Here is a 12,871-nt window from a genome sequence, read left to right as displayed (position 1 = left end):
GCTTCTCGCCTATTCCACGGCGAACCGCGCCCGCTCCAGCCGCGCGCGCGTCCGCACCGTCCACGGCTCGCCGATCTTCTCCAGCGCGGCGGACGCGGCCTCGATGTCGTACTCGACGCGGTGCAGCTCGATCGTGCCGTCGTCGTCGAGGGTTGCGTAGGCCGGCCGGACGTCGCCGTCCCAGGGCAGGCCGACGCTCCCCGGGTTGACCAGCTCGATGCCGGAGGCCGAGCGGCGCCGGAACTGCACGTGCGTGTGGCCGAACACCACGCGGCGCTGCGTCACGCCGGCCAGGAGCTGGTCGTCGCCCTCGGGATCGGGCTCACGCGGGAAGGGATCGATGTCGGAGGCCGGCGACGCGTGGCAGAACAGCGTGTCGCCGACGACGGCCGTCGGCGGCAGCGCGGCGAGCTCGGCCACGAGCTCGTCGCCGAGGTGGCTGCGCACCCACGCCTCCGCGCCCTGGAGGACGGCGTCGTCGGGGACGGCGCCGGGCTCGGCCTGCCAGCGCTCCCAGTTGCCGCGGATCCACGTCGTGTAGGCCAGCCCGCGAAGGATCGTCACGCACGCGACGGGCCACGCACCGAACGCCGAGTAGTCGCCGCCGAGGACGAAGCGCTCGGCGCCCTGCTCCCGCGCGTGACCGAGCACGGCCTCCAGCGCGGGGCGGTTGCCGTGGATGTCGTACAGGATCGCGAGCATGATTCGCCATGATGCCCGCGATGGAGCTTCGCGGACCAGAGATCACGCTGCGCCTGCCCGTGCCCGAGGACGCGCCGGCGCTCTTCGCGCTGGCCCGGGATCCGGAGGTCACGCGCTGGTTCTCCTGGGGTCCGTACGGCAGCGTCGACGAGCCCCTGCGCTGGATCGCCGAGCAGGAGGCCAGGCGCGAGTCCGGCGAGCAGCTCGACTTCGTCGTCCACCATCGCGAGCACGGGCCGATCGGCATCACCGGCCTGGCCGAGCTGAGCCGCCGCGACCGCCGCGCGATGGTCGGGACCTGGCTCGGTCGCGCGCACTGGGGCACCGGCGCCAACGCCGAGTCCAAGGCGCTGCTCGCGCACCTCGCGTTCGGCGTCTGCGCCCTCGAGCGCCTCGGGGCCTACTCCAACCCAGAGAACGCGCGGAGCGCACGTGCGCTGGAGAAGATCGGCTTCCTCGGCGAGGGCACGCTGCGCGGCTGGCACCGGCACGGCGATCGCCAGCTCGACGTCCAGGTCTTCGGCCTCCTGCGCACCGACTGGCCCGCCACGCCGCTGCACGACGTCCGCGTCGCGGCGATCGGCGCGCCGCCCGCCGCCTGGCTGATGGACGAGCCCGTGCCGGCGACCTAGGCGCGTGGGTCCCTGACCCGCCGCGGGTTTCGCCCCCTGGGCGAAGACCCGCAAGGGAACCTGGCCCTCTGGGCCATTCCCCTAGTCGCTGCGGCGCGACTCCCAGCGGAAGCCGCGGATCGCGAAGAAGATCCCGACGGCGGCCCAGATCGCGATGACGACCAGGCCCGACCAGTTGTCCTGCAGCGAGCGGCCGCTCACCAGCGCGCCCGAGAGGCCGTCGATGATGTGGGTGAGCGGCAGCGCCTGGGCGATGTCGCGCAGGAACTGCGGCGCGTTGCCGACGTCGTAGAAGACGCCGGAGATGAAGATCACCGGCAGGAAGATGATGTTGGTGTAGGCCGGGGCGGCGTCGAAGTTCGGGATCACGTGCGACCACGCGACGCCGAGCGCCGCGAGGCACGTCACGCCGGCGCCGAGGTAGACCATCAACTCGATCCAGTCCTTCGGCCAGTCGATGTTGAAGAGCACCTTGCCGGCCAGGACGACGATCGTCAGCTGGATGCACGCGTTGGTCACCGCGTTGGCGAAGACGCCGAGCAGGTAGGAGCCCTCCGGCAGCGGCGTGCCGCGCATGCGCTTCAGCACGCCCTGCTCGCGCAGGAAGGTCAGGTTCATCGCCAGCGCGCTGAACGTGGTCGACATGATGGACATGCCGGCGATGCCGGGCACGATCACGTTCAGGTCCTTCTGGCTGCCGCTGAAGATCGCGCCGAAGAGCGCGAGGAAGAGCAGCGGCAGGAGGAAGTTGAAGAACGCGGCGCTCGGGTTGCGCCAGAACATCCGGCGCTCGAGCCGGAACTGGTACCACGCGAGCGTCAGGGAGTCAGGCATTGGCGGGCTCCTCCTCGGCGGCGGCGGGCTCGGCGGTCAGCTCGAGATAGACGTCCTCGAGCGATGGCCGCGTGACCGACAGGTCGCGCAGCCCCTCGCCGCGGGCCAGCGCCGCGGAGGTCAGCTGGTGCAGCAGCGCCGTCGGGTCCTCGGTCTCGCGCGTCTCGATCGCGCCGGTCTCGAACGAACGCCACGCCACCCGGTAGCGCGACGACGACGCGCCCAGCTCGGCGGGCGGGCCCTCCGCGACGATCCGGCCCTCCTTGATGATCGCCACGCGGTCGCAGAGCGCCTGGGCCTCGTCGAGGTAGTGCGTGGTCAGCAGGACCGTCTTGCCGAGGTCCTGCAGCGACCGGACGACGTCCCAGGCCGCGCGGCGCGCCGCGGGGTCGAAGCCGGTGGTCGGCTCGTCGAGGAAGATCAGCTCGGGATCGCCGATCAGCGCCAGCCCGAAGTCCAGGCGGCGCATCTGCCCGCCCGACAGCGTGCGCGCGATCGCGTCGGCCTTCTCCTGCAGTCCGGCGAGCTTGAGGACCTCGTCCACGTCGCGCGAATGTGGGTAGAAGCGGGCCCAATGCGTCAGCGCCTCACGCACCGTGATGTGGCGGTACATGCCGGTGGACTGCAGGACGACGCCGATGCGCCGGCGCAGGTCGCGCGGCCGCTGCTCGGGGTCGTGGCCGAGCACGGACACGATGCCGCCGTCGCGCTGGCGATAGCCCTCGAGGATCTCGACGGTGCTGGTCTTGCCGGCGCCGTTGGGGCCCAGCAGGCCGAAGACCTCGCCCTGCGCGACCTCGAAGTCGATGCCCTGGACCGCCGCGAAGCTTCCGTAGGACTTGCGCAGATCGCGCACGAGGATCGCGGGGGCGGCGGCAGACACTCCTTCATTCAAGCAGTGGCGCGCTGCGCGCGAGGCGACCTTGGCGGAGGGCGCCGGCGTCCCCGCGCGGTGCGCCGCGCTGCGCGCGAGGCGACCTTGGCGGAGAAGGTCGGCGTCGCACGCGCGGTGCGCCTACCTGCAAGGATCGGTCTCCCTGACGTGAGAGCGGCCTGCATCGACATCGGCTCGAACACCACGCGGCTGCTCGTCGCCGAGCCGGACCCGGACCGTCCGGGCGCCCTGATCGAGGTGGCGGCCCATCGCGCGTTCGTCCGGCTGACCGCTTCGGAGCGGCGCGACGGCCTCCCGCCGATCAAGGTCCAGGCCATCGCCGAGGCCGTGGCCGAGCAGGCGCTGGCGGCGCGGGCCAGCGACATCGACGCGCTGCGCGTGGTCGCCACCGCGGCGCTGCGCGAGGCGCCGGGGCGTGCGGCGCTCCTGGCGCACCTGTCGGCCGCGGCGGGCGTGGAGGTCGAGGTGCTCAGCGGGGAGGAGGAGGCGCGGCTCGCCTTCGCAGGCGCCACCGCGCCGCTGGACGGCGGCGCGGAGCGCGTGGTCGTCGCCGACGTCGGCGGCGGCTCGACCGAGCTGGCCGCCGGCGCCCCGGGAGGGCGGCCGGACTGGTGGGCGTCGCTGGCGATCGGCTCCGGCGTGCTCGCCGACGCCTACCTGCACGCCGACCCGCCCGGACCGGCCGCGATCGCCGCGGCGCGCGCCGCGGCCGCCGCGGCGATCGCCGAGGCCGGGTGCCCGAAGGCCGACGTGGCCTGGGCGGTGGGCGGCAGCGCGACGTCGCTGCGGCGGCTCTGCGGCGCCGAGCTGACCGCGGCCGCGCTGGACAACGCGCTCGCGCAGCTCGTCGCGCTGCCGGCGATCGACGCCGCGCTGCTGTACGACCTGCACGTCGAGCGCGTGCGCCTGCTCCCGGCCGGCCTGGTCCTGCTCGCCGAGGTCGCTCGCGCCGCGGCATGCCCGCTGCACGTCGGCTCGGGCGGCCTCCGGGAAGGCGTCATCCTCGACCTCCTCGCCCAGGTCGGGTACACCTAGCTACGCGACATGGCCAAGGCACGAGACATCCCGGGAATCGACGGCCGGATGACCTTCCGCGAGGCGGGGCGCGAGGCCGTGGCGGTGCGCGCTCGGGAGGTCTTCGAGCACGCCGGCGGCGTCCTGGACACCGACGACATCGAGCGCGTGCACGACATGCGCGTCGCGACGCGCCGGCTGCGCGCGGTCCTCGAGGTCTTCGAGGCCGCGTTCGACCGCGCCGAGCACCGTGCGGTGCTTCGGGACGTCAAGCGGCTCGCCGACGCGCTCGGCGCCCGGCGCGACCCCGACGTCCAGCTCGCCGCGCTCGAGGCGCTCGCGCGGTCGATGCCCGAAGAGGACCAGCCGGGCCTGGACGTCTTCGCCCAGCGCATCCGCGTCGACCAGGCACAGGGCAACCTGACGCTCGCCGCCGCGCTGCAGGCGACGAAGGAGCACGACCTGGCGGGTCGCGTCCGCGCGCTCGTCGCCGCACCCGCCGACGCGGATCCCGAGCGCGCCGCATGAAGCCGCGCAAGGTCAAGCACCTCGACCCCGACGGCCTGCTGGCCGACAACGTCGCGCGCATCGTCTCGGTCCGGCTCGACGAGTTGTGCGGGTTCATGCCGCAGGCCGCCGATCCGCAGGAGGTCACCGCGCTGCACGACCTGCGCATCGCCGCCAAGCGGCTGCGCTACGTGCTCGAGCTGTTCGCGCCCTCGTTCGGCCCGTACGCCGCCACCGCGGCCAAGAAGGCCAGGAAGCTGCAGGACCTGGTCGGCGAGATCCACGACTGCGACGTGACCCTGCCACGCGTCGAGGCGCTGCTCGCCGAGCTGCGCGAGCGCGACGCGGCCGAGGTGCGTCAGCTCGCCGGCGACGCCACCGACCTCGACGCCGCGCTGGCCGCCGGGGCACCGCACGCCGCCTCGTTCCGCGGCCTCGAGTCGCTGGACATCTATCTGCGCGCGCGCCGCGACCTGCTCTTCGAGCGCTTCCTGGAGCAGTGGCACGAGCTCGAGCGCCAGGGCTTCCGGACCCGCCTGGAGTTCGCCCTCGCCGAACGCTCCAGCGACCCCGAGGACTTCACATCGCGTTCACACGACGGTAACGGGGCAGTCCCCACCGACGACCTAGCGTCCGACGCTCCAGCATGAACCCACCGGATCCCGCCCTGACCCAAGAGTCCATTCGCGCCGTGGAGGCGGTGGAACGGGCGGCGCCCCCGCCGTCCGACCTGGACGCACCCGAGCTGTACCTCAACCGCGAGCTGTCCTGGCTGGACTTCGACGACCGGGTCCTGCAGCTCGCCGAGGACCCCAACCAGACGCTGCTGGAGCGCTGCAAGTTCGCCGCGATCTTCGGGTCCAATCTCGACGAGTTCTTCATGATCCGCGTCGCCGGACTGCACGACCAGGTCGACGCCGGCATCACGACGCCGAAGGCCGACGGGCGCACGCCGTCGGAGGTCATCGACGCGATCCGCGAGAAGGTCCTCGCGCTCGGCGACCGCCAGTGCCGCGTGCTCGCCAACGACCTGCGGCCCGCGCTGTCGGAGCACGGCATCCGGCTGCTGTCGATCGACGAGGTCACCTCCGAGGAGCGCCGTTCGCTGGACCAGCGCTTCCGTCGCCAGATCTTCCCGGTGCTCACGCCGCTGGCCGTCGGGCTCGGCCGGCCGTTCCCCTACATCTCGAACCTGTCGCTGAGCCTCGCCGTGCTCGTGCGCGACCCGGTGTCGGGCCACACGACGTTCGCGCGCGTCAAGGTGCCGAAGGAGATGCTGCCGCGGTTCGTGGCGCTCGACGGCCAGCCGGCCACCTTCGTGGCGCTCGAGCAGCTCATCGCCGCCAACCTCCACACGCTCTTCCCGGGCATGGAGGTCATCGACCAGGGGACCTTCCGCGTCACCCGCGACGCCGACTTCGAGATCAGCGACGAGGCCGACGACCTGCTGCTCGCCGTCGAGGACGAGCTGCGCCGCCGGCGCTTCGGCGAGGTCGTGCGCGTCGAGGTCGACGCGCAGATGTCGCCACAGCTGCGCGAGGCGCTGACCGACGCGCTCGAGGTCGAGGACCGGCAGGTCTACGAGGTGTACGACCTGCTGGACCTCACCGACCTGTGGCAGATCGTCAAGCTGCCGGGCTTCGCCGAGCTGCGCGACCCGCCGTGGTCGTCGGTGACCCAGCCGCGGCTGCGCGGGGAGGACGGCGAGAAGGCCGACATCTTCGCGGCGATGCGCCAGGGCGACATCCTCGTCCACCATCCCTACGACTCGTTCACGACGTCGGTCGGGCGCTTCGTCGACCAGGCCGCCAACGATCCCGACGTGCTCGCGATCAAGCTCACGATCTACCGCACGTCCGACGACACGCCCCTGATCCCGGCCCTCATCCGCGCGACCGAGCGGGGCAAGCAGGCAGTTTGCCTGGTGGAGCTCAAGGCGCGCTTCGACGAGCGCGCGAACATCGAGTGGGCGCGCAAGCTGGAGGAGACGGGCGTCCACGTCGTCTACGGCCATCCGGCGCTCAAGACGCACGCCAAATGCATCCTGGTGGTGCGCCGCGAGGGTGACGGCGTGCGCCACTACCTCCACGTCGGCACCGGCAACTACAACCCGACGACCGCGCGGCTGTACACGGACTTCGGCCTGTTCACGACCGACGAGCGCCTGGGCTCCGATGTGGCGGACATGTTCAACTTCCTCACCGGCTACGCGCGCCCGCGGCGCTACCGCAAGGCCCTCGTCGCGCCCGACCACCTGCGCGACGGGATCATCGAGCAGATCGAGAAGACCGTCGAGGCGCACCGCAACGGCGAGCCGGCGCGCATCCAGATGAAGATGAACTCGCTCGTGGACCGCGCCTGCATCAAGGCGCTGTACCGCGCGTCGCAGCAGGGCGTGCCGGTCGACCTCAACCTGCGCGGGATCTGCTGCCTCGTGCCGGGCGTCGAGGGCGTGAGCGAGAACATCCGCGTGGTATCGGTCGTCGGGCGCTTCCTGGAGCACTCGCGCGTGTTCACGTTCCAGCGCGGCGACGAGCACCTCGTCTTCATCGGCTCGGCCGACCTCATGCCGCGCAACCTCGACACGCGCGTCGAGCTGGTCGCGCCGGTGGAGGACCCGGTGCTGCGCGACGACCTGCTGGACACGCTCGAGCGCGCGTTCGCTGACGACACGCACTCGTGGGAGCTGAAGTCCGACGGCACGTGGGAGCGCCGCCATCCCGACCCGGACGAGCCCGAGCCGCGCGATCTCCAGCGCGAGCTGATGCTCGGGCACCAGGCCCGCGCCGCCGAGCGCGATCCGGCGTCCGGCGGGGACTGACCGCGGCCGCGGTAGGGTCCGCGACGTGAGCGAGATCGAACCGCCGCCCGAGCCGGCCGCGGAGCCGCCGCAGAGCCTTCAGGAGCGGATCGACGCAGCGCACATCCGGCTGCCGTCGCGCGGCAACCGCAAGCTCCAGCAGCTCGTCGACGCGGTCAACGCCGACGAGCAGGTCAAGGCGTGGTGGCACGTCGCCGGCGTCAACGCCCAGCGCCTCGGCATGTCGGACCACTCATGGGTTCACATCCAGATCGTCACGAACATCGCGCTGCGCCTGTCGCGCCTGCTGTTCAAGCGCGGGATCGTTCCCTCGGTCGTCACCGACCACGGCCTGACCGAGCGCGACGCGGAGGTCGTCATCGCCGCCGCGTCGCTCTTCCACTGCGTCGGGATGTCCATCCAGCGCGAGGACCACGAGCGCTTCTCGCTCTTCCTCACCGCCGACAAGCTCCCCACGCTGCTGAGGGGCATCTACGACGACCCGGTGCGGTCGGTCGTGGTGGCCGAGGCGTCGCACGGGATCATCAGCCACCGGACCAAGGGCCAGCCGTTCACGATCGAGGGTGCGATCGTCCGCGTCGCCGACGCGCTCGACATGGCCAAGGGCCGGTCCCGCGTCCCGTTCGAGCAGCTGCTGCCCAACATCCACTCGCTCTCGTCCTACGCGATCGAGTCGGTGAAGATCCTGCCCGGGCGCGAGAAGGCCGTGCGCGTCGAGATCGAGATGAACAACAGCGCGGGGATCTACCAGGTCGACGAGGGGCTCGGCACCAAGCTGCGCGGCACGCCGCTGGCCGAGCACCTCGAGGTCGTCGCGCGGATCGACGCCGAGCACGAACAGCGACTGGTGCCGGTCTTCCGCCTATGACGACCACGCCACGTGAGCTCTTCGACCGCCAGCGTCGGCTCATCGAGGCCGGCGACGTCGATGCGCTCGTCGGGCTCTACCACGAGGACGCCGTGCTGGTGCGCTTCGACCGCACGGTGCGCGGCAAGGCCGCCCTGCGCGAGCACTTCACCGCCTACGTCGCAGGGCGGCCACGGTTCGGCGAGGTGCTGAACGTCGCCGAGACCGAGGATCTCGTCAGCTTCCAGGTGGTCGTCGAGCAGGCGGGCGAGGAGATCAAGGCCTACGGCGCGATCTTCGTGCGGGGCGAGCGGATCGCGCGGCAGGTCAACGGGCTGTTCCCCGCCGCCGGCGGGGGCGCGGCGCGCAAGGGCGCCGTGCAGCTCGATCTCGAGCCGTACACCGCGTGGGCGCCGCACGCCGTGCCCGACCCGCGCCGCGCCGGCCGGGAGGCGATCGGGCCGGTGCTGCTGGAGATCGTGCACGCCGAGGGACCCGTCCTCGCCGATCGCGCCTACCGCCTGTACCTGAAGGCCAGCGGCGGCAAGGCGCTGACGTCGATCGCGCGGGCGCCGCTGTCGGGCGCGGCGTTCCGGCTGCGGCAGGCCGGCGCGATCGACTTCGACGACGGTGCCGAGGTGCTGCGCCCGGCCGGGACGGCCGAGGTCCGCGTGCGCGAGCTCGGCCCGCGGACGCTGGACGAGGTGCCGCCCGAGGAGGTCGCCGAGCTGATGCGCCGGCTGCGCGCCGCCGGCGCGACCGAGCTGCCGCGGGCGGTGCTCGACACCTACGGGCTGGTGCGGATGACTGCCAAGGCGGAGGAGTACCTGGCCTACGCCGAGGAGCTGTCGGCCGAGGGGTGAGCCGGGTCGGTGACGGGCGGCCCCCAGACTGAAGCCTCGCGGCGCCGGGTGACGGGCATGGCCCGGACCAGGAGGAGTTCCTGGGGTTCTACGCGGAGGAGGTCGTGCGAAGGTTCTCCTGAGCCAGGGCGGCGACCGCGATCGTCTGCGCGTGGATGTCGACGGTGTCGCGGACGTCGGGCGCGTAGCCGCCGGCGAGCGTGACGGCGGTCGGCAGGCCCGCGCCGGCGAGGCGGCCGAGGACGAGCTCGTCGCGGGCGCGCAGGCCGTCCTTGGTGAGGGCGAGGCGGCCGAGCGCGTCGCCCTCCCACGGGTCGGCGCCGGCGACGTAGAACACCATGTCGGGGGCGGGGAAGCGGGCGAGGGCCTCGTCGAGCGCGCGGTCGAGGGCCTGGAGGTAGTCGTCGTCGGCGGTGCCGGCGGGCAGCTCGACGTCGAGGTCGCTCGGGATGCGGGTGAACGGATAGTTGCGCTCGCACTGCAGGCTGACCGTGAACGCCTCGGGGTCGGGGCCGAGGAGCTCGGCGGTGCCGTCGCCCTGGTGGACGTCGCAGTCCACGACCAGCACGCGGCGCGCGACGCCGGCGCGCCGCAGCTCGCCGGTGGCGATCGCGACGTCGTTGAACATGCAGTACCCCCGCGCCGTCGCATGGCCCGCGTGGTGCGTCCCGCCGCCCAGCATCGCGCCGACGCCATGGGCCAGCGCGTCGTGCGCCGCGCCGATCGTCCCCTGGAGGCCGGCGAGCGTACGCGCCACCAGCCGTGCCGACCACGGAAGGCCGAGCACCCGCTGCTCACGCGCCGTGAGCGCGCCGCTGCGCATCCGCGCGACGAACGCGGGGTCGTGCGTCCGCTGCACCGCCGACCACGGGAGCGCGACCGGCTCACCGATCTCTCCGACCGTGCCCTCGGCCACCAACCGCGCCCGCAGCAGCGCGTACTTCGACAGCGGATACCGCGTCCGGGCGCCGAGCGGGAACGTCAGGCGACTGTGTGACCACGCGCGCATGTGTGGAGGACGGTACGCGGGGGCGGGGACATCGAGGGACGACTGAACCGCGCATAGCGCGGTTGAGTCGTCCCTCGATGGTGGGGGTGGGGTGTTCAGCGCGGATCGTGGTCGAGCTGTGAGGCGTGGTCTGTTGGCGATGACGAGAGCGAGAGTGGGGGAGGGCCGGGCGGCGTCGGGCGTCCGTGGGCGTCGGTGGCCGGGGGTGGGCCTGTTGGGCGCGGTGGGGCCGCGGTGTTCGGGCCCACCCTGGCGTGGGGCCGGGGGTGGGCCTGTTGCGCGCGGTGGGGCCGCGGCGTTCGGGCCCACCCTGGGCGTGCGAGCGTCGAGGGACGACTGAACCGGGATATAGGCGGTTCAGTCGTCCCTCGACGCGCCGAGGCGCCGGCGGACGCCCGCCGGCGGTGGCGCCGCCCCAGGGCGCTCGCTCTCGTCGCTGCCGCAGACCAGCGTCGGCGCGGCCCCGGATGCGCTGCGCGGAACGCCACCGGCGCCGGCGCCACCCGGATGCGCTGCGCACAACGCCGCCGGCCCCTACCCCGATTTCGTGAGTCCGCCGCCGCGCGAGCCTCAGGCTCAACTGGAGGCTGAGCTTCGCCGAGTTCTGGAAACCCACCCCGCCCAGGTGGCGTCGGAGCTGCACCGCGCTTATCCAGGCGGCCTCCCGCCCGCGGCGCAGCTGCTCCTCGACGATCCCGGGCGCGGTCTGGGGCGCCTCGTCGCCCAGATGCGCGCCTGGTGGGACGCGGTCCTCGCCCCGCGCTGGGAGGCGATCCTCGCGATGGTCGAATCCGAGGTCGCCCACCGCGGCCGGCGGCTGGCCGCCGAGGGTCCGTCGGCGGCCTTCGCCGACCTCCACGACACGGTCGTCTGGCACGACGGCGCGGTCGAGGTCCACTCGCGCACCGACAACGACGTCGACCTCGGCGGCCGCGGGCTGCTGCTCGTCCCGGCGGCGTTCGCCTGGCCGGACGTCTGGCCCATGAACGATCCGCCGTGGCAGCCGGCGATCGTCTACGCGCCCCGTGGCCTCGCCGACCTCTGGGCGCCGCGGCGCGACGACGCCGGCGCGCTGGACGACCTCCTCGGCGCCCGGCGGGCGACGATCCTGGCGGCGCTGGGCCGCCCGAGCTCCACCCAAGAGCTCGCCCAGCGCCTGCGCGCCAGTCCCGCCGGCGTCTCCGCGCACCTCGGCGTCCTGCGGCGCGCCGGCCTGGTCGCCGGCCGGCGCGAGGGGCGCCATGTGCTCTACGGGCGCACCCGCGCCGGCGACGCGCTGCTGCGGGCGGCCGGCGCTACGCCGCGCTGAAGTACTGGCCGTGGAACCCGAACGGGATGTGGTGCGGCGCCTCGGCGCGTGCGATCTCCTGGAAGGTCTGCGCGTCGAGCACCAGGAGGAACGACCGGCCGGCCGCGGCGTCGAGCACGACCGACAGCACCACGCCGTCGTCCTCTCCGTCGGGCCCATCCCCACCCACCCGCGGCACGAAGACCGGCTCGCCCGCCCACGCGTTCGGCTCGTCCCAGACGACGTGGGTGCCGTCGGTGACGTCGAGCTTGACGAGGCTCTTGAGGAACGGCGAGCCGCCCGAGCTGACGCCGTAGGCGTAGCGGTAGTCGCGCCCGTTGCGGCGGCGGTAGTCGATGCGCGGCAGCTCGAGGTCGACGTCGGCCAGCCGGCGCGACCCGACCGCGCCGCCGGCCAGCGGCAGCGTCAGGCGCAGCGGCTGTGCCTCCTGCGGCGCGTTGGTCCCGGCGCGCAGGCCGTCGAGGTTCAGCAGGTCGATGATCGAGGCGTCGGCGTGGGCGCAGAGGTCCACGACGAGGTCGCCGCCGTCCTCGAACGCGTTGATGGTGTGGAACACGAAGAACGGATCGGCGGTCCACGAGCGGTGCAGCGCGCCGGTCGCGCGACTGAACGCGTGGATGCGCACGCCCAGCTCGGGCTTCCACCGGTAGTTGTGGATGAACGAGCGGCCGCCGAACGCGAGCCGCAGCGGGTTGACCGTGAACGGGTTCTCCAGCAGCACGGCGAAGCGCGGCGTGAGCGCGAAGGAGTGCATGTACGCCGGCTCGCGCACCGGCATCGTCGCGAGCGTGCGGCTCTCGGTCGACGAGCGTCGCGCGTAGACGCGGTACTCGCTCTTGCGCCCGAGGTGCGCCGCGAAGTTCACGAGCTCGCCGCGCTCGGGATCGTGGTGGGGGTGGGCGGTCGTCAGCTGGCCGAACGCCGCGGCGCCCTGGTCGTGGCCGAGGGTCTCGAGCGTCTCGGGATCGAAGCGCACCGGGATCGGCGTCTCGGTCATCGCGAGGTACTCGTCGCCCAGGCGCGTGAGGTTGACGTTGGCGTTGTCGGTCAGGTCCGGGCGGAACGTCGACTGCACGCGCTGGAACAGCGTGCGGCACGGATCGGTGGCGAAGCCGTTGATCGCCGCGCCGCCGGAGGCCAGCGCCGCGCGGCGGGCGTCGGTGTCGAGGAAGCGGCTGGCGTAGGAGACGGCGCCGCCGTCGAACCCGAAGCGGTTGAGCATCGCCATGCCGTCGAACCAGTGCGTGACGCTGCGGCGCTCGAAGTCCATCTGCGCCGGCGTGACGCGCACCAGGCCGCCGGTGAGCCAGGCGGGAACCTCGCCGGAGACCGCGAGCGCCGCCACGCGGACCTCCTCGGTCTGGTCGGCGAAGCCGAGCCGTTGATCGGTCCTCGTGCCGGATACGATGCTCATGGTGCCAACCGTACCGTCCGAAAG

13 protein-coding genes are annotated in these 12,871 nt (G+C 73.0%); 8 read left to right on the top strand and 5 right to left on the bottom strand.

Annotation, left to right across the window (positions count from 1 at the left end; genetic code table 11):
* Positions 1-9: 9 nt before the first annotated feature.
* Positions 10-702, bottom strand: coding sequence for a metallophosphoesterase family protein (locus VK501_RS07040; protein WP_324336041.1), 693 nt, complete (start codon positions 700-702; stop codon positions 10-12).
* A 20-nt stretch (positions 703-722) separates the two neighbouring features.
* Here VK501_RS07040 and VK501_RS07035 point away from each other — a divergent pair, with 20 nt between their 5' ends.
* The gene (locus VK501_RS07035; protein ID WP_324336039.1) at positions 723-1,334 is read left to right on the top strand and encodes a GNAT family N-acetyltransferase; all 612 of its coding nucleotides are present in this window, start codon (positions 723-725) and stop codon (positions 1,332-1,334) included.
* Positions 1,335-1,415: 81 nt separating this feature from the next.
* Here VK501_RS07035 and VK501_RS07030 read toward each other — a convergent pair whose 3' ends face one another.
* Positions 1,416-2,168, bottom strand: coding sequence for an ABC transporter permease (locus VK501_RS07030; RefSeq protein ID WP_324336037.1), 753 nt, complete (start codon positions 2,166-2,168; stop codon positions 1,416-1,418).
* Positions 2,161-3,051 (bottom strand): ABC transporter ATP-binding protein, encoded by an 891-nt coding sequence (locus VK501_RS07025; protein ID WP_324336035.1) that lies wholly within the window; start codon positions 3,049-3,051, stop codon positions 2,161-2,163. Before VK501_RS07025 ends, VK501_RS07030 begins: the two co-directional genes overlap by 8 nt.
* Positions 3,052-3,210: 159 nt before the next feature.
* Here VK501_RS07025 and VK501_RS07020 point away from each other — a divergent pair, with 159 nt between their 5' ends.
* The 6 genes from VK501_RS07020 to VK501_RS06995 are packed head-to-tail and all read left to right on the top strand — an operon-like array spanning position 3,211 to position 9,115.
* Complete coding sequence (locus tag VK501_RS07020) at positions 3,211-4,098, top strand: hypothetical protein (protein ID WP_324336033.1); 888 nt, start codon at positions 3,211-3,213, stop codon at positions 4,096-4,098.
* A 9-nt stretch (positions 4,099-4,107) separates the two neighbouring features.
* The gene (locus VK501_RS07015) at positions 4,108-4,605 is read left to right on the top strand and encodes a CHAD domain-containing protein (RefSeq protein WP_324336031.1); all 498 of its coding nucleotides are present in this window, start codon (positions 4,108-4,110) and stop codon (positions 4,603-4,605) included.
* The gene (locus VK501_RS07010) at positions 4,602-5,234 is read left to right on the top strand and encodes a CHAD domain-containing protein (RefSeq protein ID WP_324336029.1); all 633 of its coding nucleotides are present in this window, start codon (positions 4,602-4,604) and stop codon (positions 5,232-5,234) included. The genes VK501_RS07015 and VK501_RS07010 overlap by 4 nt, the downstream gene beginning before the upstream one ends.
* On the top strand, positions 5,231-7,405 hold the full coding sequence (gene ppk1 / locus VK501_RS07005; protein ID WP_414641161.1) for a polyphosphate kinase 1: 2,175 nt from the start codon (positions 5,231-5,233) through the stop codon (positions 7,403-7,405). Before VK501_RS07010 ends, ppk1 begins: the two co-directional genes overlap by 4 nt.
* Positions 7,406-7,430: 25 nt before the next feature.
* Entirely contained in the window at positions 7,431-8,273 is an 843-nt protein-coding gene (locus tag VK501_RS07000; protein WP_324336025.1) for a phosphohydrolase, read from the top strand.
* Positions 8,270-9,115, top strand: coding sequence for a nuclear transport factor 2 family protein (locus VK501_RS06995; protein WP_324336023.1), 846 nt, complete (start codon positions 8,270-8,272; stop codon positions 9,113-9,115). Before VK501_RS07000 ends, VK501_RS06995 begins: the two co-directional genes overlap by 4 nt.
* Positions 9,116-9,203: 88 nt before the next feature.
* Here VK501_RS06995 and VK501_RS06990 read toward each other — a convergent pair whose 3' ends face one another.
* Positions 9,204-10,124 (bottom strand): histone deacetylase, encoded by a 921-nt coding sequence (locus VK501_RS06990; RefSeq protein WP_324336021.1) that lies wholly within the window; start codon positions 10,122-10,124, stop codon positions 9,204-9,206.
* Positions 10,125-10,749: 625 nt separating this feature from the next.
* Here VK501_RS06990 and VK501_RS06985 point away from each other — a divergent pair.
* Complete coding sequence (locus tag VK501_RS06985; protein ID WP_324336019.1) at positions 10,750-11,433, top strand: ArsR/SmtB family transcription factor; 684 nt, start codon at positions 10,750-10,752, stop codon at positions 11,431-11,433.
* Here the strand turns inward: VK501_RS06985 and VK501_RS06980 are convergent.
* Entirely contained in the window at positions 11,420-12,847 is a 1,428-nt protein-coding gene (locus tag VK501_RS06980) for a carotenoid oxygenase family protein (RefSeq protein WP_324336017.1), read from the bottom strand. The genes VK501_RS06985 and VK501_RS06980 overlap by 14 nt on opposite strands.
* Between the last annotated feature and the right edge of the window lie 24 nt (positions 12,848-12,871).

The sequence above is a fragment of the Baekduia sp. genome, assembly GCF_035318805.1.
Taxonomy (GTDB): Bacteria; Actinomycetota; Thermoleophilia; order Solirubrobacterales; family Solirubrobacteraceae; genus Baekduia.
The sequence above is the reverse complement of the archived record's forward strand: the minus strand, read 5'-3'. Positions and strand labels throughout refer to the sequence as shown.

Excerpts from the sequence above, each read along its gene's own strand:
- VK501_RS07015 (WP_324336031.1), top strand. The coding sequence starts at position 4,108 with ATGGCCAAGGCACGAGACATCCCGGGAATCGACGGCCGGATGACCTTC.
- VK501_RS07010 (WP_324336029.1), top strand. The coding sequence starts at position 4,602 with ATGAAGCCGCGCAAGGTCAAGCACCTCGACCCCGACGGCCTGCTGGCC.
- VK501_RS07040 (WP_324336041.1), bottom strand. The coding sequence starts at position 702 with ATGCTCGCGATCCTGTACGACATCCACGGCAACCGCCCCGCGCTGGAG.
- VK501_RS07030 (WP_324336037.1), bottom strand. The coding sequence starts at position 2,168 with ATGCCTGACTCCCTGACGCTCGCGTGGTACCAGTTCCGGCTCGAGCGC.
- VK501_RS07035 (WP_324336039.1), top strand. The coding sequence starts at position 723 with ATGGAGCTTCGCGGACCAGAGATCACGCTGCGCCTGCCCGTGCCCGAG.
- ppk1 (WP_414641161.1), top strand. The coding sequence starts at position 5,231 with ATGAACCCACCGGATCCCGCCCTGACCCAAGAGTCCATTCGCGCCGTG.
- VK501_RS06980 (WP_324336017.1), bottom strand. The coding sequence starts at position 12,847 with ATGAGCATCGTATCCGGCACGAGGACCGATCAACGGCTCGGCTTCGCC.
- VK501_RS06990 (WP_324336021.1), bottom strand. The coding sequence starts at position 10,124 with ATGCGCGCGTGGTCACACAGTCGCCTGACGTTCCCGCTCGGCGCCCGG.
- VK501_RS06995 (WP_324336023.1), top strand. The coding sequence starts at position 8,270 with ATGACGACCACGCCACGTGAGCTCTTCGACCGCCAGCGTCGGCTCATC.